This is a genomic window from Stomatobaculum sp. F0698 (assembly GCF_030644385.1).
Lineage (GTDB): Bacteria > Bacillota > Clostridia > Lachnospirales > Lachnospiraceae > Moryella.
On the sequence record NZ_CP130060.1, the window covers coordinates 88,530 to 113,835 of the forward strand.

Annotated in this window: 24 protein-coding genes; 18 read left to right on the top strand and 6 right to left on the bottom strand. The window is 57.4% G+C overall.

The genetic code is table 11. The features are described 5' to 3' along the window. Window positions 1-31 precede the first annotated feature (31 nt). The 8 genes from tig to QU660_RS00445 all read left to right on the top strand — a co-directional run bounded on the left by tig (window position 32) and on the right by QU660_RS00445 (window position 7,217). On the top strand, window positions 32-1,267 hold the full coding sequence (tig, locus tag QU660_RS00410; protein ID WP_304946383.1) for a trigger factor: 1,236 nt from the start codon (window positions 32-34) through the stop codon (window positions 1,265-1,267). Window positions 1,268-1,275: 8 nt separating this feature from the next. Next, window positions 1,276-2,088 (top strand): Cof-type HAD-IIB family hydrolase, encoded by an 813-nt coding sequence (locus QU660_RS00415; protein ID WP_304946384.1) that lies wholly within the window; start codon window positions 1,276-1,278, stop codon window positions 2,086-2,088. A 3-nt stretch (window positions 2,089-2,091) separates the two neighbouring features. Beyond that, window positions 2,092-2,754, top strand: coding sequence for a serine O-acetyltransferase (gene cysE / locus QU660_RS00420; RefSeq protein ID WP_304946385.1), 663 nt, complete (start codon window positions 2,092-2,094; stop codon window positions 2,752-2,754). Then, a complete protein-coding gene (locus tag QU660_RS00425; RefSeq protein WP_304946386.1) occupies window positions 2,729-3,067 on the top strand; it encodes a GIY-YIG nuclease family protein in 339 nt (112 codons plus the stop codon). The genes cysE and QU660_RS00425 overlap by 26 nt, the downstream gene beginning before the upstream one ends. Next, on the top strand, window positions 3,051-3,725 hold the full coding sequence (locus QU660_RS00430; protein WP_304946387.1) for an RluA family pseudouridine synthase: 675 nt from the start codon (window positions 3,051-3,053) through the stop codon (window positions 3,723-3,725). The genes QU660_RS00425 and QU660_RS00430 overlap by 17 nt, the downstream gene beginning before the upstream one ends. Before the next feature lie 124 nt (window positions 3,726-3,849). After that, complete coding sequence (locus tag QU660_RS00435) at window positions 3,850-4,212, top strand: hypothetical protein (protein ID WP_304946388.1); 363 nt, start codon at window positions 3,850-3,852, stop codon at window positions 4,210-4,212. Window positions 4,213-4,443: 231 nt separating this feature from the next. Continuing rightward, window positions 4,444-5,592 carry a sodium ion-translocating decarboxylase subunit beta gene (locus tag QU660_RS00440; RefSeq protein WP_304946389.1) on the top strand — a complete coding sequence of 383 codons (1,149 nt, stop codon included), beginning with the start codon at window positions 4,444-4,446 and terminating at the stop codon, window positions 5,590-5,592. A gap of 332 nt (window positions 5,593-5,924) precedes the next feature. Beyond that, the gene (locus QU660_RS00445; protein ID WP_304946390.1) at window positions 5,925-7,217 is read left to right on the top strand and encodes an O-acetylhomoserine aminocarboxypropyltransferase/cysteine synthase family protein; all 1,293 of its coding nucleotides are present in this window, start codon (window positions 5,925-5,927) and stop codon (window positions 7,215-7,217) included. A gap of 181 nt (window positions 7,218-7,398) precedes the next feature. Here the strand turns inward: QU660_RS00445 and QU660_RS00450 are convergent, their stop codons facing one another. After that, window positions 7,399-7,638 (bottom strand): hypothetical protein, encoded by a 240-nt coding sequence (locus QU660_RS00450; protein ID WP_304946391.1) that lies wholly within the window; start codon window positions 7,636-7,638, stop codon window positions 7,399-7,401. A gap of 181 nt (window positions 7,639-7,819) precedes the next feature. On the opposite strand from QU660_RS00450, the gene QU660_RS00455 reads away from it, so the two are divergent. After that, complete coding sequence (locus QU660_RS00455; RefSeq protein ID WP_304946392.1) at window positions 7,820-8,665, top strand: 4Fe-4S binding protein; 846 nt, start codon at window positions 7,820-7,822, stop codon at window positions 8,663-8,665. Window positions 8,666-8,956: 291 nt separating this feature from the next. Here the strand turns inward: QU660_RS00455 and QU660_RS00460 are convergent, their stop codons facing one another. After that, the gene (locus QU660_RS00460; RefSeq protein ID WP_304946393.1) at window positions 8,957-9,580 is read right to left on the bottom strand and encodes an NUDIX hydrolase; all 624 of its coding nucleotides are present in this window, start codon (window positions 9,578-9,580) and stop codon (window positions 8,957-8,959) included. Window positions 9,581-9,753: 173 nt separating this feature from the next. On the opposite strand from QU660_RS00460, the gene QU660_RS00465 reads away from it, so the two are divergent. Genes QU660_RS00465 through QU660_RS00480 form a run of 4 tightly spaced genes read left to right on the top strand, consistent with a single transcriptional unit; the run spans window position 9,754 to window position 13,076 of the window. Then, complete coding sequence (locus tag QU660_RS00465; protein WP_304946394.1) at window positions 9,754-10,827, top strand: metal ABC transporter substrate-binding protein; 1,074 nt, start codon at window positions 9,754-9,756, stop codon at window positions 10,825-10,827. A 46-nt stretch (window positions 10,828-10,873) separates the two neighbouring features. Then, complete coding sequence (locus QU660_RS00470; RefSeq protein ID WP_304946395.1) at window positions 10,874-11,581, top strand: metal ABC transporter ATP-binding protein; 708 nt, start codon at window positions 10,874-10,876, stop codon at window positions 11,579-11,581. Continuing rightward, entirely contained in the window at window positions 11,578-12,432 is an 855-nt protein-coding gene (locus tag QU660_RS00475; protein ID WP_304946396.1) for a metal ABC transporter permease, read from the top strand. The genes QU660_RS00470 and QU660_RS00475 overlap by 4 nt, the downstream gene beginning before the upstream one ends. Continuing rightward, the gene (locus QU660_RS00480) at window positions 12,429-13,076 is read left to right on the top strand and encodes a hypothetical protein (protein WP_304946397.1); all 648 of its coding nucleotides are present in this window, start codon (window positions 12,429-12,431) and stop codon (window positions 13,074-13,076) included. The genes QU660_RS00475 and QU660_RS00480 overlap by 4 nt, the downstream gene beginning before the upstream one ends. An 86-nt stretch (window positions 13,077-13,162) precedes the next feature. Here the strand turns inward: QU660_RS00480 and QU660_RS00485 are convergent, their stop codons facing one another. The 4 genes from QU660_RS00485 to QU660_RS00500 form a co-directional block, all read right to left on the bottom strand. After that, window positions 13,163-13,573: an RrF2 family transcriptional regulator gene (locus QU660_RS00485; RefSeq protein WP_304946398.1), complete on the bottom strand. Its 411-nt coding sequence runs from the start codon at window positions 13,571-13,573 to the stop codon at window positions 13,163-13,165. Window positions 13,574-13,650: 77 nt separating this feature from the next. Continuing rightward, window positions 13,651-13,983, bottom strand: a complete 333-nt coding sequence (locus QU660_RS00490; protein ID WP_304946399.1) for a hypothetical protein — start codon at window positions 13,981-13,983, stop codon at window positions 13,651-13,653. Between the two features lie 139 nt (window positions 13,984-14,122). After that, on the bottom strand, window positions 14,123-15,367 hold the full coding sequence (gene hutI / locus QU660_RS00495) for an imidazolonepropionase (RefSeq protein ID WP_304946400.1): 1,245 nt from the start codon (window positions 15,365-15,367) through the stop codon (window positions 14,123-14,125). 77 nt (window positions 15,368-15,444) lie between these two features. Further along, window positions 15,445-17,472, bottom strand: a complete 2,028-nt coding sequence (locus QU660_RS00500; RefSeq protein ID WP_304946401.1) for a urocanate hydratase — start codon at window positions 17,470-17,472, stop codon at window positions 15,445-15,447. A 186-nt stretch (window positions 17,473-17,658) separates the two neighbouring features. Here QU660_RS00500 and QU660_RS00505 point away from each other — a divergent pair, with 186 nt between their 5' ends. From QU660_RS00505 to QU660_RS00525, 5 genes are all read left to right on the top strand, one after another. Next, the gene (locus QU660_RS00505; protein WP_304946402.1) at window positions 17,659-20,499 is read left to right on the top strand and encodes a BTAD domain-containing putative transcriptional regulator; all 2,841 of its coding nucleotides are present in this window, start codon (window positions 17,659-17,661) and stop codon (window positions 20,497-20,499) included. Between the two features lie 369 nt (window positions 20,500-20,868). Continuing rightward, window positions 20,869-22,401, top strand: coding sequence for a histidine ammonia-lyase (hutH, locus tag QU660_RS00510; protein WP_304946403.1), 1,533 nt, complete (start codon window positions 20,869-20,871; stop codon window positions 22,399-22,401). A 43-nt stretch (window positions 22,402-22,444) separates the two neighbouring features. Then, entirely contained in the window at window positions 22,445-23,983 is a 1,539-nt protein-coding gene (gene nhaC, locus QU660_RS00515) for a Na+/H+ antiporter NhaC (protein ID WP_304946404.1), read from the top strand. A gap of 46 nt (window positions 23,984-24,029) precedes the next feature. Continuing rightward, entirely contained in the window at window positions 24,030-24,473 is a 444-nt protein-coding gene (locus tag QU660_RS00520; protein WP_304946405.1) for a hypothetical protein, read from the top strand. Window positions 24,474-24,672: 199 nt separating this feature from the next. Then, window positions 24,673-25,302 (top strand): HutD/Ves family protein, encoded by a 630-nt coding sequence (locus QU660_RS00525; RefSeq protein ID WP_304946406.1) that lies wholly within the window; start codon window positions 24,673-24,675, stop codon window positions 25,300-25,302. The last annotated feature ends 4 nt before the right edge of the window (window positions 25,303-25,306 follow it).

Here is a 25,306-nt window from a genome sequence, read left to right on the forward strand (position 1 = left end):
CCCCGCGGGGGAAGAATCAGAAAAAGGAGTTATGAGAATGAGATTTTCACCGAAAAAGCTGCTGCTGATGACCGGCCTTGCAGCGATGGCACTTTCCTTCGCCGCTTGCGGCAAGAAGGAGGCAAAGACTGCGAGCGATGCGAGCAAGAGCACGGTAGCGGAATCTGCGGATTCCAATCTTCCGAAGGAGCCGAAGAGCTACGGAAGCGTAAAACTCGGCAAGTACGAGGGAGTCGAGATCACGACCCATGAAGTCAGCGTGAGCGACGAAGAGGTCGAGAGCTACATTCAGAACATGCTCGAGAACAGCCAGAATCTCACCGAGGTGGATCGTCCGGCGGCGGAAGGAGATGTTCTCAACATCGACTACGAGGGCAAGAAGGACGGCGTTGCGTTTGACGGCGGCACGGCACAAGGCCAGAATCTGGAGCTCGGCAGCCACAGCTTTATCGACGGCTTTGAAGAGGGCCTGATCGGCGCGACGAAGGGCGAGAAGAGAACCTTAAACCTCACCTTCCCGGCGGACTATCACGCAGCGGAACTCGCGGGCCAGTCGGTCACCTTCGATGTCACGGTGAACTCGGTTCAGGAGAAGACGCAGCCCGAATTGACGGATGAGTGGGTTGCAAAGACCACGAACAACGCACAGACGACGGTCGATGCATACCGTGCGGAAATCAAGAGCCAGCTGCTTGCGCAGAAGGAGAAGAACGAGCGCAACCAGGAGCTCACCGCAGGTCTGGATGCCGTCATGAACAGCTCGACTTTCGAAGTCAACGATGAGGCGAAGGCTTATGAGGCGGCGGTACAGAAGGAGCGCATGAACAAGCAGCTCTCGCAGTACGGTCTCACGCTTGAGAGCTACCTGCAGATGACTTCGATGACGCAGGAGAGCTACGACCAGCAGATGCTTGAGGCGGGCGAGAATGTCGCGAAGGTCAAGCTCATGGTCGATGAGATTGCGAAGAAGGAAAAGCTCAAGTTAGACGACGCGGCTTACAAGGCGCTTGAGGACAGCTACGGCTATTCGAAGGATATGCTGGTCTCGATTCTCGGTCAGGAGCAGGTGGATCTGCAGGCAAGAGAACTCCAGGTCGCAAACTTCATCCTCGACAAGGCAAACAAGGTGCAGGCGAGCGAGACCGAGACGAGCGCGTCGGCAGAGGCCGGTGCCGAGACTGCGGCAGCGGAATCCGGTGCGGAGAGCGCAGCGGCAGAGGCAGGTGCGGAGAGCGGCGCAGCCGAGGAAAGCACCGCACAGCCGTAAGCGATTGCATGAATCAAAAATTATTTTTCTTCGATGTCGACGGCACTTTGGTCGATGACAAGAGCAAGGAGATCCCGCAGAGCGCGGTGACCGCAATTCGGTCGCTGCGCGAGGCGGGACATCTTGTATATTTGAATTCCGGGCGGACGCTCTGTCTCCTTGAGTACGAGATGGAGCGTTTCGGCATTTCCTGCGCCGTTTGCGGCTGCGGGACCGAGATCATTGCGGACGGCAATGTGCTTCTGGAACAGCGCATCCCCCATGAACGCGGCGTGGAACTCCGTGAACTGCTGCGGGAACTTAAACTGGATGCAATTCTGGAGGCGCAGGAGGCAATTTATTTCTCCGACCGTCCGTTTGAAAATGAGGCGCTCATGGAAAAGCTGCTCAAGTATGTGAGCGGTTTTGCGGAGACAGAGGTCAATGCACTCGAGGACAGGTCCTTTCTGTTTGAAAAGTTCTGCGTACAGACGACGCCGGGCGGCAAACGGGATCCCCGCATCGAGACACTGATCCGTGCGACACCGGACTTTGAGGGCATAGCGCGCGGCAGAGGCTTCTATGAGTTTGTGCCGAAGGGCTATACCAAGGGAAAAGCCGTGAATCTTCTGATGGAGCGCTTTTCGATTGCGCCGGAGGATTGCTATGTGTTCGGCGACAGTGTGAATGATCTCACGATGTTTCAGAGTAAGGCCGCGCATCGCATTGCGATGGGCGAACACGACAGAGAATTGGAAGCGTACGCGAGTTATATTACGGACAACGTCGGTGCAGACGGCGTTGCCAAGGCACTCCGTGCACTTCAGGTATTGGAGAGGTAATCTATGCTGCTTCGCGATATCATTGCGGATGTCCGCGCAACCCAAGAGAGAGACCCGGCCGCGCGCAGTTTTTTTGAGGTACTGTTTCTGTACCAGGGCGTGCATGCGCTGATTGCATACCGCATTGCGCATTGGTTCTGGAAGCGCAAGCACTATTTCATTGCGCGCTTCATCTCCCAGCTGTCGCGTTTTATGACGCTGATTGAAATTCATCCGGGGGCTAAGCTCGGCAAGGGCATCCTGATAGACCACGGAACCGGCGTTGTGATCGGCGAGACGGCGGAGGTCGGCGATAACTGCACCATATACCAGGGCGTTACCCTGGGCGGTGTGGGAACCAAGAAGGGCAAGCGCCACCCGACCATAGGAAACAATGTGACCATAGGCGCGGGCGCAAAGATACTGGGCTCCTTTGAGGTGGGCGATAACTGCAAGATCGCGGCGAACGCCGTGCTTTTAAAGCCCTTGCAGGCGGATTCCACGGCGGCCGGTATTCCGGCCCGCCCGGTGCGCGTTGGCGGAAAGTCGGTGAAAAAGACCGCGCATGCCTACAGCGCGGATCTCGGAGAATTGCAGGAGAAGGTCGAGACTCTGCAACAGCAGGTCGACGAACTGCAGCGGGAACTGGCGGAGAACAAGGATGAGAGCGAAAAGCGAGGTGCCTGAGGGCGCAGGGAGCGCTGCGGAGGGGGAGGAGACAGCTTATGTCTACCTCCTCCTTTGCGGTGACGGGAGTTATTACTGCGGTTATACCGTGGATATGGAGCGCCGCCTGGCCGCTCACAGAAGCGGAAAAGGCGCGAAGTATACGCGGGCGCGAGGCCCGCTGCGTCTGGTGTATCTGGAGCGACTTGCGAGCAGGGGAGAGGCCCTGCGGCGGGAGGCGGCCATTAAGAAGCTGAGTCGTGCCGCCAAGGAAGCGCTGCTGACAGAGCCTTGTAATCTCGTTAAGGGAGGAGAAGATGGAAATCATCTATGAAGATGCCGAAGTGCTGGTCGCGGTAAAGCCCGCCGGTGTGGAGAGCGAAGAGGCGCGCGGCTTGGCGCCCGATATGGTGAATCTGGTGCGAAAGCATCTTGCGGGGACTGAAAAGGGCATGCCCTATGTGGGGCTCATACGCCGCCTCGATAAGCCTGTCGCAGGGCTCATGCTCTTCGGGAAGACCCCCGCTGCGGCCGCGGCGCTCTCGAAAGAGCTGCAGGCACAAAAGACGGAGAAGCGCTACCGCGCGCTGATACTCGGTAAGCCGGCGGAAAAGAGCGGAAGCTTTACGGACTGGATTTTGCAGGACAAGAAGGAAAATATAAGTCGCGTCGTGCCGAAGGGAAGCGCGGGCGCCAAGGAAGCAAGACTTAACTACCGCGTGCTCCGCAGCAAGTTTATCGGAGGGAAGCAGGTCACGGAGGTGGAGGCGGAACTTCTGACCGGGCGGCGTCACCAGATACGCCTGCAGTTTGCCGCGCGCAATTTGCCGATACTCGGAGATTTGAAGTACGGCGTGAGCTTCCCGGAGCAGGAGAGTCTCTTTTCCTACGGCGGGCTCTGCCTTGCGGCGACCACGCTTGGCTTTACACATCCAAAGACCCGGAAAAGACTTTGCTTTCACTGGGAACCGGCGTTCAAATTAGCCCCTTGAAAAAGCCCCCTTCTTTGAGTATTATGATGGTATAAAGTTAAATAAGAAAAACATAAGTGTCGCAAGCGCAGTGAAACCCTCCCGCAGTGCGGGATTGACGATAGAGTATGGCAGGAGGAAGCATATGCACAGAAGAGAAAAAGATGGTTTACGGAGATTCCTTCTGGAGTTAAAGGAAGAGCGACTTGCGGTTGCGGAAGCGGCACACAACGGTGCGATGTGCGATATCGGACACATCAAAGAGCTGCGCGAGGTCTTAAAGCAGATTAAGGATGTCGGCGAGCACAAGTTTGAGGAATGCCCGGAGTCGGAACGCTATCTCAATGCGGCGGATCACACCGAAGAGGAACTCGCGGTCATGGAGGACTCGGTGGACCTGCTCGACGAGGCGAGTCATCTCGCGGCAGCGGGACAGGGAAACGAAAATCTTTTTGAAATCAATGAGCTTCTCATGGAGGTCACGGAGAACCTCTGGGGCCTGCTCTAAACTTTGGTTTTTCTTGACAATCAAGGACACTGCACTTATGATATTCCCGTAAGAGGGAGTAGCCGGCAGTGCAGAGCACGGCGACCGGAGGCGACATACCCGACGCGAGAGCGTCCGAATCCGGCTAGGCAAAGACCGATGGCAAGACTCTTACCACAGAACAAAGCTGTGGTAAGAGTCTTTTTTTATTGGCTCTGCGGCACAGCGAGAACAGGAAAAGGAGAAGAAAAGATGGATTTTTTACTGGAAGGCATTCGGGCTGTCACCTGGCAGCAGGGCGTCATGTATGCGGTCGGCATCATCCTCATCTGGCTTGCGATCAACAAGGAGTATGAGCCCTCGCTCTTATTGCCCATGGGCTTCGGCGCAATTATGGTAAACCTGCCGATGAGCGGCGTTTTGGATCAGCTTGTGCAGGGCAAGGTCCCCGCGGCGGGTATCATCGAATGGCTCTATAAGGTCGGCATTGAGTCCTCGGAGATGATGCCGCTCTTACTGTTCATCGGCATCGGCGCGATGATTGACTTCGGGCCGCTCTTAAGCCAGCCCTTCTATTTTCTCTTCGGTGCGGCAGCGCAGTTCGGCATTTTTGCGGTCATCTTTGCGGCAACGCTCCTCGGCTTTGATTTGAAGGATGCGGCTTCGATCGGCATCATCGGTGCGGCGGACGGCCCCACCTCGATTCTGGTCTCCCAGGTTCTGAACTCTTCGTACATCGGTCCGATTGCGGTTGCGGCTTACTCCTACATGGCGCTGGTTCCGATTATCCAGCCCTTTGCGATCAAGCTGGTCACCACGAAAAAAGAGCGTCAGATCCGCATGAGCTATAACGCGAAGGCAATTCCGAAGTCCACGCGCATTGCCTTCCCGATTGCGGTCACCATGATTGTCGGTTTCATCTCCCCGCAGTCGGTTGCTCTGGTCGGTTTTCTGATGTTCGGTAACCTGCTCCGCGAGTGCGGCGTGCTCAACACGCTCAGCCAGACCGCACAGGATCAGCTGGTCAATCTGATTACGCTGCTCCTCGGCATCACGATTTCCTTCAGCATGCAGGCGGAGCAGTTTGTGAACCTGCAGACACTCATGATACTCGGCCTTGGCCTTGTTGCCTTCGTCTTTGACACCATGGCGGGCGTGCTCTTCGCAAAGCTTGTCAATGTGGTGCTCGCAATCATGAAGAAGCCCCTCATCAACCCGATGATCGGCGGCTGCGGTATCTCGGCCTTCCCGATGTCCTCCCGTGTCGTGCAGAAGCTCGCGAACGAGGAGAGCAAGGGCAATATCATTCTGATGCAGGCAGCCGGCACCAATGTCGCGGGCCAGGTGGCTTCGGTCATCGCGGGCGGCCTCGTGATCAGCATTGTGTCCCGTTATCTCTAAAGAGAAGAGAGGAGAAAGAGATGAATACAGCGGAAATCGCACTCGAAATTATGGGCAAGGGCATGGGCGGTCTCTTTGTCGCGGCAACGGTCATGATGCTCGCGGTGGCCCTTTTGCAGCGCATCACGAAGCGCTGAACTTCGACTGAAAAGCTATCAACTCAAGTTATAGCACCGTATAAAAATTGTCTGCTGCCGGAACAATTGACAGCGCGCTGAGAATCCCCTATAATCCGAACATACCTACTGAGTTTGAGGGAAGAAACAGAGAAAAGAAGCCCTCGTTAAAAGAAAGAGAAAGCCCGAGTGGTTCGGGTTCACGGAGGAATAAAAATGAGCGAGCAGAGAAAATACCGGTTTGAGACCCTTCAGTTGCATGTCGGCCAGGAGAACCCGGATCCGGCAACCGATGCGAGAGCCGTCCCGATTTACCAGACGACCTCCTATGTGTTCCGCAATGCGCAGCATGCGGCGGACCGTTTCGGTCTGAGAGATGCCGGCAACATCTACGGCAGACTCACGAACTCCACCCAGGATGTGTTTGAGAAGAGAATCGCAGCGCTTGAGGGCGGTTCCGCGGCACTTGCGGTCGCATCCGGTGCGGCGGCAATCACCTACACCTTCCAGGCACTCGCACAGGCGGGCGATCACATTGTCGCACAGAAGACCATCTACGGCGGCACCTACAACCTGCTCGCGCACACGCTGAAGCAGTTCGGCGTCGAGACCACCTTTGTCGACGCACACAATCTTGCGGAGCTTGAGGGCGCAATTCGCCCGAACACCAAGGCGGTCTACATTGAGACCCTCGGCAACCCGAACTCCGATATCCCGGACATCGACGCGATTGCGGAAATCGCACACAAGCACGGCCTTCCGCTCGTTGCCGATAACACCTTCGGCACGCCCTATCTGATCCGTCCGTTTGAGCACGGCGCCGACATTGTGGTTCACTCCGCAACGAAGTTCATCGGCGGTCACGGCACCACGCTCGGCGGCATCATTGTGGACGGCGGCAGCTACGACTGGAAGAAGAGCGGCAAGTTCCCGAACATCGCGGATCCGAACCCGAGCTACCACGGCGCATCCTTTGCGGATGTCGCAGGCCCGGCGGCTTTCGTGACCTACATTCGCGCAATCCTGCTCCGCGATGAGGGCGGCGCAATCTCCCCGTTCAACGCTTTCCTGCTCCTGCAGGGCACCGAGACCCTGTCTCTCCGCGTGGAGCGCCATGTCGAGAACGCGCTGAAGGTCGTTGAGTTCCTGAAGAAGCACCCGCAGGTTGAGAAGGTGAACCACCCGTCCCTCGCAGATCACCCGGACCACGCGCTCTATCAGAAGTATTTCCCGAACGGCGGCTCGTCCATCTTCACCTTCAACATCAAGGGCGGACAGAAGGAGGCCTTTGCCTTCATCGATAACCTGAAGATCTTCTCCCTGCTCGCAAACGTCGCGGACGCAAAGAGCCTGGTGATTCACCCGGCGACCACGACCCACTCGCAGCTGAATGAGGCTGAGCTCGCAGATCAGGGCATTCAGCAGAACACGATTCGTCTCTCGATCGGTATCGAGAACATCGACGATATCCTCGCAGACCTCGAGGCAGGCTTTGCGGCGGCGAAGTAAAACAGATTTCGGATATATCCTCCTACCCCCTCAAAAGGGCGCCGGTAATCCCCGGCGCCCTTTTTTTGAATCTGAATCAGGCAATGCAGAGTGATAGGAGAAAAGAGTCGGTAGAAAGCCTCGCAACGCGAGCAGAATCAAGTCCGTCTTCCTGCAAGCGGCATGTCTGTGCCTCTGCTTCTTAGTTTTCTTCGGTGACATGAACCTTTGCCCACTCTCCGGTGGACGGATTCATGTACTCATGGTCTCCGATTTCAATCCAGCCTTCGGGGAGTGTCCCTTCTTCCTCCTCCTCTTCCGCATAGTCATCCGTATCGAAGACTTCTTGTCCTGAGCCGAGCACCTGCGTGTGAAAAACTATGCCTGCAAGCAAGAGGACAGCGGCAAGCGCCGCGAGCACAAAGTGCCTGCGAAGTTTCATAAGAGCTCTCCTTTCCTGTAATAAACGACGGTACCAAAGATAGAGTAACACAGTCAGAAAAAAATGAATCGACTGACAATATTCAGACAATTACCGCCGGAAAAAGCAAAACTTGCGGGGATGCACATGGTATAATGGACGCAGGAAAAGTCATTTTGACGGTGAAAGCGAGGAAAAATGCATGCAGATTCGTGAGATTCACAGTTTGTATTTCAGCCCGACGGGCGGGACGGCAAAGTATGCGCGGGCCATGGCGGAGGGAGCGGCGGAGGCTCTGGCCTGTCCCGCGGAAATAAGCTCCTTTACCCTGCCCCGGGAGCGGGAAGAAGTGCGTCATTTTTCGAGCGATGAGCTCTTAATCATCGGTTCCCCGACCTATGCGGGCAAGCTCCCGAATAAGATACTGCCGGATTTTCAGGAGAAGCTTCGCGGGGAGCATACACCTGTTCTTCTGTTTGTGACCTACGGAAACCGGAATTTCGACAACAGCCTTGCGGAGCTTTTGTCCGTGCTTCGGGCAAACGGTTTTCTGCCGCTTGCGGCAGCTGCCTTTGCCTGCCGCCACGCGTTTTCGGACCGCATTTGCCCCGAGAGACCGCGCGCCGAGGAACTCGCGGCGGCTCAAAGCTTTGCGGCGCGCGCGGCGGAGGCATTGAAGACTGCGGAGCGCGCGGCGTTGGAGACTGCTTCCCTTGCATTCGCCGTGCCGGGCGATGCCGAGGCGCCCTACTATGTGCCGAAGGGGGAAGACGGTTCCCCCGCCAAATTCCTGAAGGCAAAGCCGCTCACGGATCTTTCGAAGTGCCTGCACTGCGGCGCCTGTGCGGCGCACTGTCCCATGGGATCGATTGACAGCTCGGACACCTCGAAGGTTCCGGGCATTTGCATTAAGTGTCAGGCCTGCGTGCGGGGCTGCAAGCAGGGCGCCAAGTATTTTGAGGATGCCGCGTTCTTATCCCATGTGCGCATGCTCGAACAGAACTTTGCGACGCCGGAGAAGGAGAATTTATACCTATCCGCATTCTGAGAGAAGAAGAGAGATAAGCGCCGTTGCCTTGGGCGGTAAAACAGAATGCAGAGTGCTGTCTGTTTGCGGCGAAATATGTTTGTATGAAAAATCCGGAGCGACAAAACAGACAAGGGGAAAGCAGCGCAGCGTGATTGTTGCCGCAGCTTGTGTTATGTGTGGCTGTGGGGAAAGGCAGAGAGAGGCTGGGCTATCGGAATAAGGGAGATGTCATGAAGCGATATAGGGCGTAGACAGCGATAGGCTTCCGCTGTCTACGCGGAAAAGCGCCGATACGTTTTCTGCGTACCTTTACAGCGGCGCACCTCCGCCGAGCAGGCGCTTTACAAAGCAGTCCAGGACCCTGGCGGTCATGCCCCAGATTAAGGGCTCGGTGTCCGGGTAGAGCGGAATATCGTACTCGCGGACGGCAAAGGGGTAGTTCCTGCCGCCCTCGATTCTGTCATAGGGAAAGTTTTCAATCGGACGGGCAACAAAACTCCCCTTATAGTGTTCGGCGCGGTGGGTCAGGAAAAAAGAGAGCGGCAGGGTGAAGACCCGATCCACCTCGGCGGGGGAAAAGCTGCCGCGGTAGTCCTTCAGTTCCGCCGCAAAGGCGTAGATCTTCTGTCCGGAGGGACCGCTCACAATGCCGATTTCACCGAGCAGGGAGAGCTGAGCTTCCTCGAGTAAGAGTTCTTCCCGTGCTTCACGGAGAGCGGCTTCGAGCGCCGTCTCGCCTTCCTCGATGCCGCCGCCCGGAAGCGCAATGTCGCCGGGCTGGTGGCGGAGCGAGAGGGCGCGGCGCTCAAAGAGGATAAAGAGTTCTCCTTTTCTTTCGATGAGGGGAAGGAGGACGGCGGCCTCGCGTTCTTTTTTGTGCGGCGCAGGGCTGCGTTGCAGCGCGCTGCGGATATCGTTCAGATGGAAATGCATGGCAATCCTTTCCCGGTGCTTGACAAAGCAGAGATAACGTCATAAAATAAAACGAGCTTTCAAATTCGAAGTGCACAGTCGGCGGCAGTGGCCCTCTCGGGTCACATGCCGCCGTTCCTGCTAGTGAAACTGCGGCTCGAGTTTGTCGGCATTATAACATAAGGAGGAGAGACATGAAATTCAAACGTTGGATGGCAATGGCAACTGCGGCGGTGCTGGCAATCGGCACCTTGGCGGGTTGCGCACAGGGTGAAAAGAAGGCGGAGACAACTGCGGCAAGCAGTGCGGAGAGCAGTGCAGCGGCAAGCGGAAAGCACTTAAAAATCGTAGCGACCATTTTCCCGGAGTATGACTGGGTGCGGCAGATTCTCGGCGACGAGGCAAAGAACGCAGACCTCACGCTGCTCCTCGACAACGGCGTTGATTTGCACAGCTATCAGCCGACTGCCGACGATATCGCAAAGATTTCGGAGTGCGATCTCTTTATCTATGTGGGCGGAGAGTCGGACGGCTGGGTGCAGGATGCCCTGAAAGAAGGAAAGAATCCGGACCGCAAAGTCATTAACCTCCTTGAGGCGCTCGGCAACAACACGAAGGAAGAAGAAGTGGTCGAGGGCATGCAGGCAGAGGAAGAGGAGCACGAGAGCACGGCTGCGGGTGAAAGTGCGGCGGCCGGTGAGAGCTCCGAGGCCGAGGAGGAAGAAGGACCGGAGTACGATGAGCACGTTTGGCTTTCGCTTCGCAATGCGAGAGAGCTCTGCGAGACCATTGCCGAGGACTTAAAGAGTCTTGACAGCGCAAATGCATCGGTCTACGATGCGAACTTAAAGAAGTACGAGGGTGAGCTCGATGCGCTGGATCAGCAGTATCAGCAGACGATTAATGCCGCGGGCAATAAGACCCTGCTCTTCGGTGATCGCTTCCCCTTCCGCTATCTGGTCGACGACTACGGTCTTAAATACTATGCGGCCTTTGTGGGTTGCTCGGCGGAGACCGAGGCGAGCTTTGAGACCGTCTCCTTCCTCGCAAAGAAGATGGATGAGCTCGGCCTTAAGCACGTCATGACGATTGAGGGACCGGACAAGAAGATTGCGGCGACCATCATCGAGAACACGAAGGACAAGAATCAGGATGTGCTCGCCCTGAATTCGATGCAGTCCGTCACCTCGAAGGACATTGAGGCGGGCGAGACCTACCTCGGCGTCATGCAGCAGAACCTCGAAGTTCTGAAAAAGGCGCTGCAGTAAGAGATACAGACAGAGGGCGCTTGCGCCCCCAACAGAAAGGTAACATATGGCACAGCTTCTCTGCCGGGACTTGACACTCGGCTATGACCAAAAAAGCATCCTGGAACACTTGAGTTTTGAAGTCAATGCGGGGGATTACCTCTGCATTGTGGGGGAAAACGGCTCGGGCAAAAGTACTTTGATGAAAACCATACTGGGGCTGCAGCCCCCGCTCGCCGGAACGGTGGAGCGGGGCGAAGGCCTCCGCGCCAATGAGATCGGCTATCTGCCGCAGCAAACCGTGGTGCAGCGCGATTTCCCGGCTTCGGTCGAGGAGATTGTGCTCTCCGGCCGGCAGGGCAGAACGGGCCTCCTCCCCTTTTATCGGCGGGTCGACAGGGAGAGCGCAGAGAAGAATATGGAGCGCATGGGCATTACGGAATTCCGGAAGCGCTGCTACCGGGAACTCTCGGGCGGACAGCAGCAGCGCGTGCTGCTTGCGCGGGCGCTCTGTGCGACCGAGAAAATGCTGCTCCTCGATGAGCCGGTCTCGGGTCTGGACCCGAAGGTCACGGCGGATATGTATCAGCTGATTCAGGGCCTGAACGATGAGGGCATTACCATCATTATGATTTCTCACGACATTGCGGCGGCGGTCAACTGCGCGACGCACATCCTGCACATCGGCAAGAAGGTGTTCTTCGGCACGAAGGAGCAATATAAGAACTCCCGGCTCGGCGAGTGGTTTTTACAGGAAGAGAGTGTGAACGCATGATGGCAATGATAGAAAAAATTCTCTTTTATCTGCAGTACCCCTTTGTGCGCTATGCCCTCGTTGTCGGCGTGTTGATTGCGCTGAGTTCCTCTCTGCTCGGGGTGACCCTGGTCTTAAAGCGCTACTCCTACATCGGCGACGGCCTTTCTCATGTGGCCTTCGGCGCGATGTCCGTGGCCTCGGTGCTAAAGCTCACAAACCAGATGGTTCTCATTTTGCCGGTCACGATACTCTGTGCCGTGCTTCTGCTCCGCACGGGCCAGAACAGTAAAATCAAGGGCGATGCGGCCATTGCCATGCTCTCGGTCGGCGCTCTGGCCTTCGGCTATCTGGTCATGAACGTGTTCTCGACTTCGGCGAATCTCTCGGGCGATGTCTGCTCTACCCTTTTCGGTTCCACCTCGATTTTGACGCTGACAAGCCGCGAGGTGATGCTCTGCGCCTTGCTCTCGTTTTTGGTGGTCTGCCTCTTTATTGTCTATTACCAAAAGATTTTTGCGGTGACCTTCGACGAGAATTTTGCGCGCGCCTCGGGGACCGATGCGGATCGCTATAATCTACTGATTGCGATTACGGTCGCGGTCATCATCGTACTCGCCATGAATTTGGTGGGATCGCTGCTTATTTCGGCGCTGGTCATTTTCCCGGCGCTCTCGGCAATGCGGCTGTTCCACAACTTTAAGAGTGTTACCATTTGTTCCGCGCTGCTCTCGGTGACTTGTGCGCTGCTCGGCATCCTCGCATCCATACTCGCGGGAACGCCGGTCGGCTCGACCATCGTCGCGGCGGATGCAATCGCATTCGGGCTTTGTTCCCTGATTGCGGCGGTACAGCGGAGGAAGACAGCATGAGAAACAGAAACTATGTGCTCACGGCAGCGCTGGCGTTAGGACTTTTGCTCAGCGCCTGCGGCGGCGCGGACGGCGCAAAGAGCCGCGGCGGCAGTCAGGCCAAGGGTGTGAATGAGGTGCTCGAGTCCGGGCAGCAGGCGGCGGAGAGCCAAAAAGCGGAGAGTTCAGAGACGGGCGCTTCGCAGGAAACGGTCGATATCACCGCGGCGAGCCGCGTGGTCGAGGAGAGCAGTGAGGCATCGGTCGACTTAAAGGGCGCGGACGGCACGGACATCGACCTCACGAAGCTGAGCGCGACCATGGTCTTCTCGGAGGTCTATAACATCATGGTGAACCCCGACAGTTGCATGGGGAAGACCATACGGATGAAGGGGCTTGTGGCGATTTATCACGACGAAACCAAGGACTCGGACTATTATTCCTGTATCGTGCAGGACGCGACCGCCTGCTGTGCGCAGGGAATCGAGTTCAAGCTTGCGGACAATTACCGCTTCCCGGACGACTACCCGCCGGAGGGCTCGGAAATCACCGTGCGCGGGCGCTTTGATGTCTACAAAGAGGGCGAGTACAAGTACGCTGTCTTAAAAGACGCAGTGCTCGAGAACGTCAATACCCAAAACGAGGGCGAGACAACGGCGCCGTAAGCTGGGTGCAGACAAACAGATACAACAAAAGAGCTGCGGGACGAAATGTTCGTCCCGCAGCTTATTTTTGCGGAAAGCGTTACCGCTTATTGTTTTCCGAAGAGCATGGTCGCGAGCGAGTCCCGCTTTAATTCGCGGTCCAGTCTCGCCTCCAGATCCGTCAAGTAGGCGCGGGTCTCACACGGTTTCTGTGTCGCCTCCATCCACTCGCAGCAGTAGCCGCCGGAGGTACAGTGGTTCACGCGCTCGTCCGGCTGAAAGACTTTCAGGAGGTCATAGAGCGTAAGAGCGGATAAATCCGCTGTGAGGCGCACGCCGCCGCCGACACCGCGAACCGCGGTGATAAAGTCGGCCGCAGCCAGCTTCCGTATGATTTTATAGGCGAACTTTTGCGGAATCAGCTCGTCTTCGCAGAGTGCGCGCATGGTGTGCATATCCCCGTCGCCGAGGCCGCGCAGGATGCGGAGCGCGTAGTCAAGTTCCCGTGAAATCAGCAAGGTATCTTTCCCCCTTTATTTTGTCAGTAAAAGTATACCGAAAAGGGATGGAAAGAACAAGCCGCTTTTCCGCGGGCTTATTCGTAGACCGTCTCGACCTTCATAAAGACGAGAATTAAGATGAGACGGAACAAATAGTAGGCGGGCAGGATGCGTGTCACCAGAAAGTAGAAGGCATAGCGCGGGCCGCCCGCAGCGCGGAGCGCCTTCGGATCCAGATAGGCATGGTTCTCGTTGTTCTTTGCATGCAGGGCGTAGAAGAAGAGCGCAAGGAAGAGCAGGAGTACCTTTAGGCCGATGCGAAGCAGGGGGTCCATAGGCACAAAGGACAGACAAAAGGCGGTGACAATCGAGACGACATACAAGCGAAACGCGATGAAGCAGAGCTTTTTCTGACCGGCAGTATTCATAGCTTTCCTCCTTCCGAAAGATTGAGCGCAAAAACCGCAAGCTGGAATCTATAACTTGAGCATATCATTCCGGTAGAAAAAAACAATAAAGCACAGAGAAACGTAAGAAAACGTCAGAAACTCATCTCGATCTTTGGACTCAGAACAACATTTTGCCGCGCTTCATGACGCGGGACACGATGTTCACGCCGGTCCGGTAGGGCAGGAACTGAATCGAGGGATAGCGGAGGAAGATGAGGTCCGCCTGCTTACCCGGGTCTATGCTGCCGATTTCTTTCTCTCTGCCGACTGCCGCGGCACCGTTTAAGGTGAGCGCCGTGACCACCTCTTCGATTCGCATGCCCATGTAGATGCAGCCGAGCGCAATGAGGAGCGGAATCGAGTTGCTGAAGCAGCTGCCGGGGTTCAAATCGGACGCGAGCGCGACCGCGCAGCCCGCATCTATCATCTTCCGCGCGGGCGCATAGGGCTCCTTTAAGCAGAAGGCCGTGAGCGGCAGAAGGGTTGCGATCGTGTTGCCCTCGGCGAGAAGGCGTATACCCTCATCGGAGGCCTTTAAGAGATGGTCCGCGGAGTGCGCGCCGCAGCGCACCGCCATCTCAGCGCCGCCGAAGTTCGGCGCAATTTCGTCCGCGTGGACTTTCAGGCGGAAGCCGAGCTTTTTCGCCTCCTGCAGGTAGTGCGTGGAGTCCTCGATGTTAAAGACGCCGGTCTCGGTGAAGATGTCCGCGAATTCCGCAAGATCTTCTTTTTTGACCTCCGGCATGACCTCGGTCAGCATGTAATCGAGGAATTCGCGCTCCTTGCCCTTCCACTCGGGCAGCACGCTGTGCGGCCCCAAAAAGGTGCGCACCACATCGACCGGGTGGCTTTCGTCCAGTACCTTCATCGCGCGGAGCATGCGAATCTCGGTGTCCTTATCCATGCCGTAGCCGCTCTTGCCCTCGACCGTGGTCACCCCGAGGCGGAGCATGGTGTCAAGGCGCTCACGTCCCACTTCGACCAGTTCCTCGAGTGTCGCCGCGCGGGTCGGGGTCACGGTTGCGTTGATGCCGCCGCCCTTTTCCATGATGGAGAGATAGCTCTCGCCCTGCAAGCGCCAGCCGAATTCGTCGGCGCGGTAGCCGCCGAAGACAAAATGGGTGTGGGAGTCCACAAAGCCCGGGAGTACGGCCTGTCCGTCCGCATCGATGAGCTCTGCCGTATGGAAGTCAACCTCCTTGTCCAGTTCCTCGGTCGTGCCGACCAGGACAATGCGGCCGTCCTCGATTAAGACAGCGCCGTTTTTGATGATGCCGACTTCTTTCATCTCGCTGCCGTGCTTTGCCTTGTCACCGCTGCAGGTCACAAGCTCCGCCGCGCGGCGGATGTAAGTTCGCTTCATACTGTGTTTACCTCCTCAAAAGTCGTAGTCCTGTCAAAGAAAAACCGCGGCGCAGGGGAACTGCGCCGCAGTGAAAATCAGTGCTTTTCGGTTGCGCGCCGGAATGCCTGCTCGACAAGGCTGTCGCTCGCAATATAGGGCATGGTGATGTGATCGCTGTCCTTAAACTTCTCGTTGTAAGCCGCAACGGTCTCGATCGAGTGCTCGTTCCGCGCCCAGTTTCTGCGGGACACACCGACCATGGTATCCCACGGAATCGACTCGCGGATAATCTGATCCGTGAGCTCGCTGCCGTCGAGAACCAGGCCGAAGCCGCCGTTGATCGCCTTGCCGATGCCCACGCCGCCGCCGTTGTGAAGCGCAATCAGGCTCATGCCGCGCGCCGCGTTGCCGGCGAAGCAGTGGGTTGCCATGTCGGCCGTGAACTGCGAGCCGTCGTAGATATTGGAAGTCTCGCGGTAGGGAGAATCCGTGCCGCCGGTGTCGTGGTGGTCGCGTCCCAGCATGACCGGTCCGATTTCGCCCTTCCGCACCATGTCGTTGAACTTGAGGGCAATGTCTCTTCTGCCGAGCGCATCCTGATAGAGAATGCGGCACTCGGTGCCCACCACCAGCTTATTCTTGTCCGCGTCGCGAATCCAGACCCAGTTGTCTCTGTCCTGGAAGCGGCGGTTCGGGTCTATGATTTCCATGGCCGCGTGGTCGGTCTTTAAGAGATCCTCGTGCTTGCCGGAGAGGCAGCACCAGCGGAAGGGACCGTAGCCGTAGTCAAAGAGCATCGGGCCCATGATATCCTCGACATAGGACGGGAAGATGAAGCCCTCGGTCGTGTCGCGCTTGTTCTTCGCGATTTCCGGATTGCCCGCGTCAAAGATGGCCTTCATGAAGGAGTTGCCGTAGTCAAAGAAGTAGGAGCCGCGCTCCACGAGCTTCTGAATGAGGTGGAAGTGCTTCGTGAGGGTCTCATCGACCAGCTTGATAAACTTTTCTCTGTCCTCTGCGAGGAGGCGGGTTCTCTCTTCGAAACTCACGCCCTGCGGGCAGTAGCCGCCGTCGTAGGGAACGTGGCAGGAGGTCTGGTCGGAGAGAAGCTCGATCTTCTCGTCGTGATCGACCGCGTACTGCAGGAGATCCACAATGTTGCCGTGGAAGGCAATGGACATGGGCTCCTTCTTCTCTAGGGATTCGTGTGCAAAGCTGAAGGCTTCCTCGGGCGTCTCCGCGACCTTGGAAACCCAGCCCTGGCTGTGTCTGGTCTCAATGCGGGAGTAATCGACCTCGGCCACAATGCCGACGCCGCCCGCAATCTCGACTGCCTTCGGCTGCGCGCCGCTCATGCCGCCGAGACCGCTGGTCACGAAGAGGTGGCCTGCGAGATCGCCGTTTGCCGGGACACCGAGATACTTTCTGCCCGCGTTCAGGATGGTGTTGAAGGTGCCGTGGACGATGCCCTGCGGTCCGATGTACATCCAGCCGCCCGCGGTCATCTGGCCGTAGCTCGAGCAGCCCATCGCGGTGATGCGGGTCCAATCCTTTAAGTTATCCGCCTCGCCGACCAGGAGACCGTTTGTGATGATGACGCGCGGCGCCTGCTTGTGGGAGTGGAAGAGACCCAGCGGGTGGCCGGACATCACGACTAAGGTCTGCTCGTCGGTCAGCGCCTCCAGGTACTTCTTTAAGAGCTGATACTGCATCCAGTTCTGGCATACCGAACCGGTTTCGCCGTAGGTCACGAGCTCGTAGGGATAGAGCGCAATCTCGGGGCTTAAGTTATTGTCGATCATGACCTGGAAGGCTTTGCCCTGCAGGCAGTTGCCGCGGTACTCGTCGATCGGCTTGCCGTGTAAGGGCTCCTTCGGCATGAAGCGGTAACCGTAGATTCTGCCGTGGGTTAAAAGCTCCTCCATGAATTCGTCCGCAAGCGCCTCGTGGAGCTCTTCCGGAACATAGCGGAGCGCGTTTTTCAGCGCGAGCTTCATCTCGTGGTCGGAGAGCTCGAGGTCGCGCCGCGGTGCACGACGGAGCTTCGGATCGAATTTCGGATACTCGGGGAGCACAGCGTCGAGCTTAATGGTCATGCAAGCGCCGATTTCCTGATTGTTCATGGGGCACCTTCCTTTCTGCACAAAGCGAAAACAAATGATTTCACCATTGAAACCAAGTATAGAGGGGCAGAGTCGAAAAAACGTCTAATTTTTGATGAATGAAAGCTCATAATTTGACGTTTTTGCTGGACTTTGCCTGCGGCTCACTCCTATAATGAGAACAGCAGAGAAAAGGAGGCGAGTGCTTTGGACAAAATTGAAGTTCGTTTTTTGGGCAATCCGGAGATACGGAAAAACGGCGTGCGCGTTGCCTTTCCGTACCGGAAAGCGGAGGCCTTCTTTTATTATCTCGCCTACCGCGGCAGCGCAAGCCGAGAAGAATTGATTCATCTGCTCTGGGGCGACGAGGAGGAGAGTGTCGGCAGAAAAAAACTGCGGGATGCCGTTTACCAGGTGCGGCGGCAGCTTGGAAACGAGGTGCTAAGGAGCAAGGGACACACACAACTGCTACTCTCGGAGGAGACAGTGCTGGAACACGATCTTCAGAGCTGCGATGCGCCCTTTCTCGAGCATTTCTTCGTGAAGAACTGCTATGAGTTCGAGGCCTGGGCGGAAGAGGTGCGCGCGGAGCGGCAGAAATCGGATACCGCTGCGGCAAAGCAGAGCTATGAGCTCGCCTATCAAAAAGAGGACATTGCCGGGATGCAGCGCGCCGCCAAGGTACTGCTTGCGGAAGATCCGTTTAACGAAGCGCTCTACGCGGAACTCATGCAGCGCTACGCGGCCTGCGGGCAGCACAACATGGCGCTGCGCCTTTACCGCGACATGGAGAAGCTATTCCGGGAGGAATTGGAGACTGCGCCTTCCAAAGAGGCAAGGCAGCTCTTTCAGCAGATTTTTACGATGAAGGAGCAGTTTCCGCAGGCGGAGGATAAGAGCGGAAGACCGGGCTACATCGGCAGGGAGAAGGAACTGCTCGAGATCAGCGCTTTTTTTCAGGCGGAAGGCGAGGCGCTGAAGAGTGTCGCGCTGATTGAGGGCGAGGAGGGCTGCGGAAAGACCGGTTTTCTGGATGCCTGCCGCAGACTCGGCGAGGGCAACGGCATGCTCGCGCTCCACGCAATCTGCTACCGTCAGGGGGCGGAATTTTTCCTGAGCCCCTTCAGCGATATTTTTGAGGAACTCCGGCAATTCGCGGCCGAGGGAAAGCTGAGCGGCATCTCCGAAGAGGATGCGGCGGCAACGCTTTCGGAACTCGCCGGCGGGGTGGAGGAGGAGAGCGGCGGTTATCTCCGCTACCGTGCGGTCGAACAGCGTCTCCTGGAACTCATGCAGCGGCTTTGCCGGAAAACACGGGTGTTGATTACCCTGGATGAGATTCAGTGGATGGACGAGGTCAGTTACCGCCTGCTCTTAAAATTGTTACAGAGCATAGGCCCCGCGCGCTTACAGCTGATCTGTACCTACCAGGACTATGAGGAGGCGCGGGTGGTGCGGCAGTTGGAGCGCCTGGTCCGAGAGGACCGCGTGAAGTTCCTCTCGCTGAAGCCCTTTTCGAGGGCAGAGTCGGATCGCATTGTGCTGCGTGTCTTTCCGGAATTGCGCGAGCAGCCCGAACGGCTTGCGGCGCTCTATGAGATGACGGAGGGCAATGCCTTCTTCCTAAAAGAGATGATAGCCCTGATTCGGGAGAAGGGCTTCGTGCTGAAAAAGACGCCGAAAATAGACCGTCTGATTGCGGCGCGCCTTTCGGGGCTCTCGGCTTCGGAGCGCGAAGTGCTCTCCTGTATGGCCATCTTCCCGGAAAAAATAAATCTCGAAGAACTCGAGTACCTCTTACAGCACATGAATCGTCTGGAACTTTTGGAGCGCCTCGAGAGTCTTGCGAACAGCCAGCTGATTCAGGAGATTACGGTCGGCTGGGAAGTCTGTTATAAGTTTGTGCACCGCGTATTTCGTGAATATCTATACGAACAGCAGAGCACGGGGCGCACCCGCCTCTACCACCGCATGCTCGCCGAATACTATGAGAAAAAACACGGCGGGAGCTATGCGGCGCTGCCTGTCATTGCCCATCACTGGATGCGCGCCCTCTGCCCGGTCAAGGCATACGGCTATCAGATTCGCTATTTGCGGGAGTTCTACACCATACTGAACGAAAACTTCCCGATTGTGCACTCCGAGGTCACGGATCTCGGCGGACAGTTCGGCGCGCTCGCGGAGGCGGAAAAGATGCTGGAACTCGCAAAGGATGTGATACGCCTCGAGGACAGCTCGCCCGAAGTGGGACGCATGAAAATGCAGATGTTATACATTCTGGGGCGGCATGACATCGCAGCCGGGCACTACGACAGCGGTGTCGCGGCCATAGAGCAGTGCATGATGGCGGCGCGGCGCTGCGCAGACGATACCATGCTCTTTTCCTGTTACTTGCAGCATATTTTTCACAGCATCCAGACCGCCAATCTTCCGAAGGCGGAGCGCTATGTGGCACTCGGAATCGAGCAGTCGAAGGACTGCGACGCGGAGATGCACGCTGCTTTCCGGCGGCTGAGGGGCTGGTGTCTCATTCGGCGGGGCGCCTTTGCCGAGGCCGAGGCGGAACTAAAGGCCGCGCGCGCGGAGTTCGAGGCGCTCGAGGCGGCGCTCGGCGCTTCGGCCCCGAAGTACCGGGCGAGCATCGCAGCCTGCATCGCCTATCTCGGCGATATCAAAAGAAAACAGGGAGAGCCCGAGGCAGCGCTGCTTCGGTATCGGGAGGCGGCTGCCATAGGCGCTGTTTCGGGGGAGACCAACGGCATGGCGCAGATTTACTCCGGCATCGGGCAGCTTCTCTATTTGCTCGGGCGCTACGAGGAGAGCGGGAAGTACTTAGAGCGGGCTTCCGCCGTGCTCTCGGCAAACGGCTATCGCTGGGGTCTGGAGCGGAGCGAGGCCTATCTCGCGCTGCTCTGTGTCCGGCAGGGGAAGAAAGAAGAAGCACGGCAGCATCTCGAGCGGGCGCGCTACATTGCGAGTCGCATCCAAAATCCGGAGACCGAGCTCTTGATTCACGGCGCGGAGGAGGCGATCGCGGAAGCGGAATAAAGTTCCCGTTTCGCGCGGTATAAGCCGAAGAAAGATGCAAACGGAAGAACAAACGACAGAACAAACGACAGCGCAGGGCGGGACTCCGCCCTGCGCTTTTAAGAACAGGAGACGAAGCGCAGCCGTTTCGAAAAACAAAGAACAGAGGGCATAGCGGAATACGGGGCGGCCCGAGGGCAAAGGACGGATAGACCTATGACAGCCCGGTATTTGGTGGGTTTTGCGGGCTGTGCGGCTGCTAGGACTTAAAATTTACACAATAGTCACAATTAAAACGCATAACTAGACGCTTTTTTGACGGCGCGCGGGTAAACTGAAACGGAAAAACAGTCGGAACCAAGCTTGGTTGAGATAGGAGGATGCAGAGGGATGGATAAAATTCTGATTACCGGACAGGACCTGAGCGTCGATCAAATTGTTGCGGTTTGCCGCGAGCACGCTGTTGTGGAGCTCTCCGCGGAGAGTCGGGAGGCTGTGTTGGCATCCCGGAAGATTGTGGACGATTTGGTCGCGGAGAAGCAGGTGGTCTACGGCATTACGACGGGCTTCGGAAAGTTCAGCGATGTCGTCATCAGCACCGATGAGTGCAAGGACCTGCAAAAGAACCTGATCATCACGCACGCAGTCGGCGCGGGCGATCCCTTCCCGGAGGATGTGGCGCGCGGCATGCTGTTGCTCCGCATCAACAACCTCTCGAAGGGCTACTCCGGCATACGCTTAGAGACCCTTGAGACCATGATTGCGATGCTCAACAAGGGCGTGACGCCCTTTATCCCGGAGAAGGGCTCGCTCGGCGCTTCCGGTGATTTGGCGCCGCTCTCGCACATGGTTCTGGTCATGCTGGGACTCGGCAAGGCCTACTATGAGGGAGAGCTGCTCTCCGGCGCGGAGGCGATGAAGAGAGCCGGTATTCCGGTCATTGAGCTCTCGGCGAAGGAAGGTCTCGCGCTGAACAACGGCACCCAGGCGATGACGGCGGTCGGCGCACTTGCCCTTCACGACGCGAAGCAGCTCTTAAAGATTGCCGACATTGCGGATGCGCTCTGCTTTGAGGCACAGAACGGTGTCATGGATGCACTCGAGGACAGAGTCCATGCGATTCGTCCGCACGAGGGCCAGGGTAAGACCGCGAAGAACCTGCGCCGTCTGCTCGCGGATTCGAAGAACACGACGCGTCAGGGTGAGATTCGTGTGCAGGACGCATACTCGCTCCGCTGCAGCCCGCAGATTCACGGCGCTTCCAAGGACGCTGTGAAGTATGTGCAGGGCAGAGTGGACATTGAGATCAACTCGGTCACGGATAACCCGCTCATCTTCAAGGAGGACAGAGCAGGTATTTCGGGCGGCAACTTCCACGGCCAGCCCATGGCACTGCCCTTTGACTTTTTAAAGATTGCGGAAGCGGAACTCGCGAACGTTTCGGAGCGCCGCATCGAGAGACTGGTGAACCCCGCGTATTCGGCACTGCCGGCCTTCCTGACCCCGCACGGCGGCGTCTGCTCCGGCTTCATGATTGTGCAGTACTCCGCGGCGGCACTGGTCTCGGAGAACAAGGTGCTCGCACATCCGGCGAGCGTGGACAGCATCCCGAGCTCGGCGGGGCAGGAGGACCATGTCAGCATGGGTACCATTGCGGCGCGTCAGGCGGCGGAAATCGGCAAGAATGTGCGCCGTGTCCTCGCGATGGAGCTCATGGTTGCCTGCCAGGGCATCGATATGCGCGGCAACAAGGGACTGGGACGCGGCACGCAGGCGGCATACGACCTGGTGCGTAAGGGCTGTGCCTTCCTTGATGATGACAGAGAGCTTTACGAAGACATCAACTACTGCGAGCAGATCCTTACGGACGGCTCCCTGATTCAGGCTGTCGAGGCGGCACTCGGCGGAGAACTGGATGTATAAAAATTAAATACAGCGTGTGTCTTGCGCGGAAAAAGAGGAGAGTATGGAAGCGAATAAGACAGGCACCAAGAAGGTACGACTGCCCAATTTCATAGAGGCGCTCATTCCCATTGTCGTCATGATGGGACTTATGTTGCTCGGGTTCGTCGGCAAGACGGGCTATACGGATGCGCATATGCCCCTGGTTGTATCCATCTGCGTTGCCTGCATCATCGGTGGTATCTGCGGGCACAGTTTCTCTGATATGCTCGCGGGCATGCTGGATCGTCTGAATGCGACGATGGAGGCAATTCTGATTCTCTGCACCGTCGGTATTCTGGTCGCATCCTTCATCATGTCGGGCACCATCCCGGCTGTCATTTACTACGGTTTGGATCTTCTGACCCCGCGGCTCTTCCTGCCGGTCGGCTGCATCATGTGCGCGATTGTCGGCCTTGCCTGCGGTTCCTCTTGGACCGCAACGGCGACCATCGGCATTGCCTTCCTCGGCATCGGTGCGGGTCTCGGCATTAACCCTGCCATTACCGCCGGCATGATTATCTCCGGGGCATACCTCGGCGATAAGTTCTCGCCGCTCTCGGATACCACCAACCTCGCGGCGGCGGTTTCCGGCACGGGTCTCTTTGACCACGTGTCGGCAATGGTTTCCACGACGGCGCCGACCTTCGTGATTGCTTTGATTCTCTACACCATACTCGGCATGAACATCAACACCGCGGGCTACGACCCGCAGGTGGCGGCGGGACTGCAGACCGCGCTTGCGTCGAAGTTCCACATCAACCCGCTGCTGCTCATTCCGATTATCGTGGTCATTGCGGCTTGCGTGATGAAACTCCCGGGTCTGGTTGGCATCGCAATCTCGGTGCTCTGCGGCGTGCTCTTTGCGGCCGTTTTCCAGGGCATGACCAACATCGGCGACATCTTCAACACCCTGCACTACGGCATTACGGTCGAGACCGGAAACGAAATCGCGGATAAGCTCTTAAACCGCGGCGGTATGGACCACCAGATGTGGACCATCAACCTGATACTCCTCGCGGTCGCCTACGGCGGCGCGTTGGAGCGCTGCGGCTGCGTGGACGCGCTGTTCGGCGGTCTCAAGAATAAACTGCACTCGGTCGGTCAGCTGGTGCTTGCAACTCTGCTCACCTCGCTCTTCTGCGATGCGACCATGTGCGACCAGTTCCTCGGCATCGGCGTTCCGGCACCGCTCTACAGCGACAAGTACGACGAGATGGGACTTGCGCGCAACATGCTTTCCAGAACCCTTGAGGACTGCGGAACCCTTTGGGCGGTTATGTTCCCGTGGACGGGCTGCGGCGCGTATCAGATGGGCGTGCTCGGTGTGCACCCCTTCGCATACTTCCCGTTTGCGTTTGTCAACCTGCTGAACCCGATTTATGCGGCAATCACGGCCTTCCTGGGACGCAATGTCTTCTGGGCGGACGGCGCGTATACCAATATCTTCGGCAAGACCACCATGCATAAGCCGGCGGGCGCACCGGAAGAGGCGCATGAGGTCGCACTGAAGAACCTTGAGAGACTGCGCGCGGAGGGCAAGGCGCCGAAGGTCGGCAAGTAAGTTCTTCGGGCTTTGAACGGGCCCTGAGTAAGAGAAAGGATTACACATGCTTCCATGGGAGAAGGAGGGAGGCGTCGTCTATGCGGCGCGGGAGTTACGGCCCCGAAAGCGCTGGGTCACTTACGGAGGGTATTGCTTTGCGGCACTCTTACTTGCGGCGGGTATCCTGACCCGTTTCCGCATTGCCCTGCTCTTCGGCGCACTCTATATCCTGGCTCTCCTCATGGAGAAGCATGTGGTTGTGAGCGAAGAAGGAATCGAGCAGTTCTACCAAATGCGCATCACGACGCACTACGAGTGCTATCCCTGGATCGAGATAGACACCGTGCTGCTTGAGGACAGGGGACATCCCACACTCGCAGCCTTATATTTTCGGCGCGGCGACAAGACAAAGCGGCTCTTCTTTGACAAGGAGGACGCCGAAAAAATCCTTTTGCTCGCCCGCAAACGAAATTCCGCGATACGCATAGAACGCGTGGAAAAAAAGTAAAGAGAGAGCGCTCGGCAGGCCGGGCGCTCTTTTCTTCCGCCTTGCGAAGGACTACAATACGCATAGAGAGTAAAGCTGCGACATACAGGGGCAGGGCGGAGCGCGGCTTCGAAGGGCTTGCATCCGCACTGTCGCAGTGCGGTTTCGCACCGACGGGCCGATTTTGGATATCTTTTCGGTCGAACGGAGGAGAGACGAGATGAAAGTGAAAAAGAGAAGCGCAAAGGATTATCGCGTGAGTCGCTGGAGCGGCGGAGAGACTAGGGAGTTTTTGCTCTTCCCGGAGAGCGCAAGCTATGCCGGACGGGATTTTCTCTGGCGTGTGAGTTCGGCGACCGTGGAGCTTCCCGAGAGTGATTTTACACCGCTGCCGGACTATCGGCGCTTTCTGACACCGCTCAGCGGTGCGCTCAAGCTCTCGCAAGACGGCGGCCCGTTCCGGACGCTCGGGGCGCTCGAGGTGCTTCCGTTCGACGGCGGGGCAGAGACCAAGTCCCGCGGCGAGGTGACGGATTTTAATTTGATGCTTCGAAAGGGAGAGGCAGAGGGCGGCATGGAGACCGCTTCGCTTCGGGCGGGCGAGACGCTTCGCCTCGGGACGCTCCTTCCCGCAGAGGCAGCAGAGAGCGAAACGCTTTTGATTTACTGCTATTCGGGTGCCGCCGCACTTCGGCAGGCCGGGAAAGAATGCGTCTTAGAAGTCGGGGCCTATCTTCAGCTGTCTCCGGAGGCGGGAGAAGAGGGCGGACTTTCGCTTGCGGAATCGGAGTTACTTGCGATTGCGGAAAACACGGTGCTCGCGTTTGCATGGATGCGACGGTGCGATTGAGAGC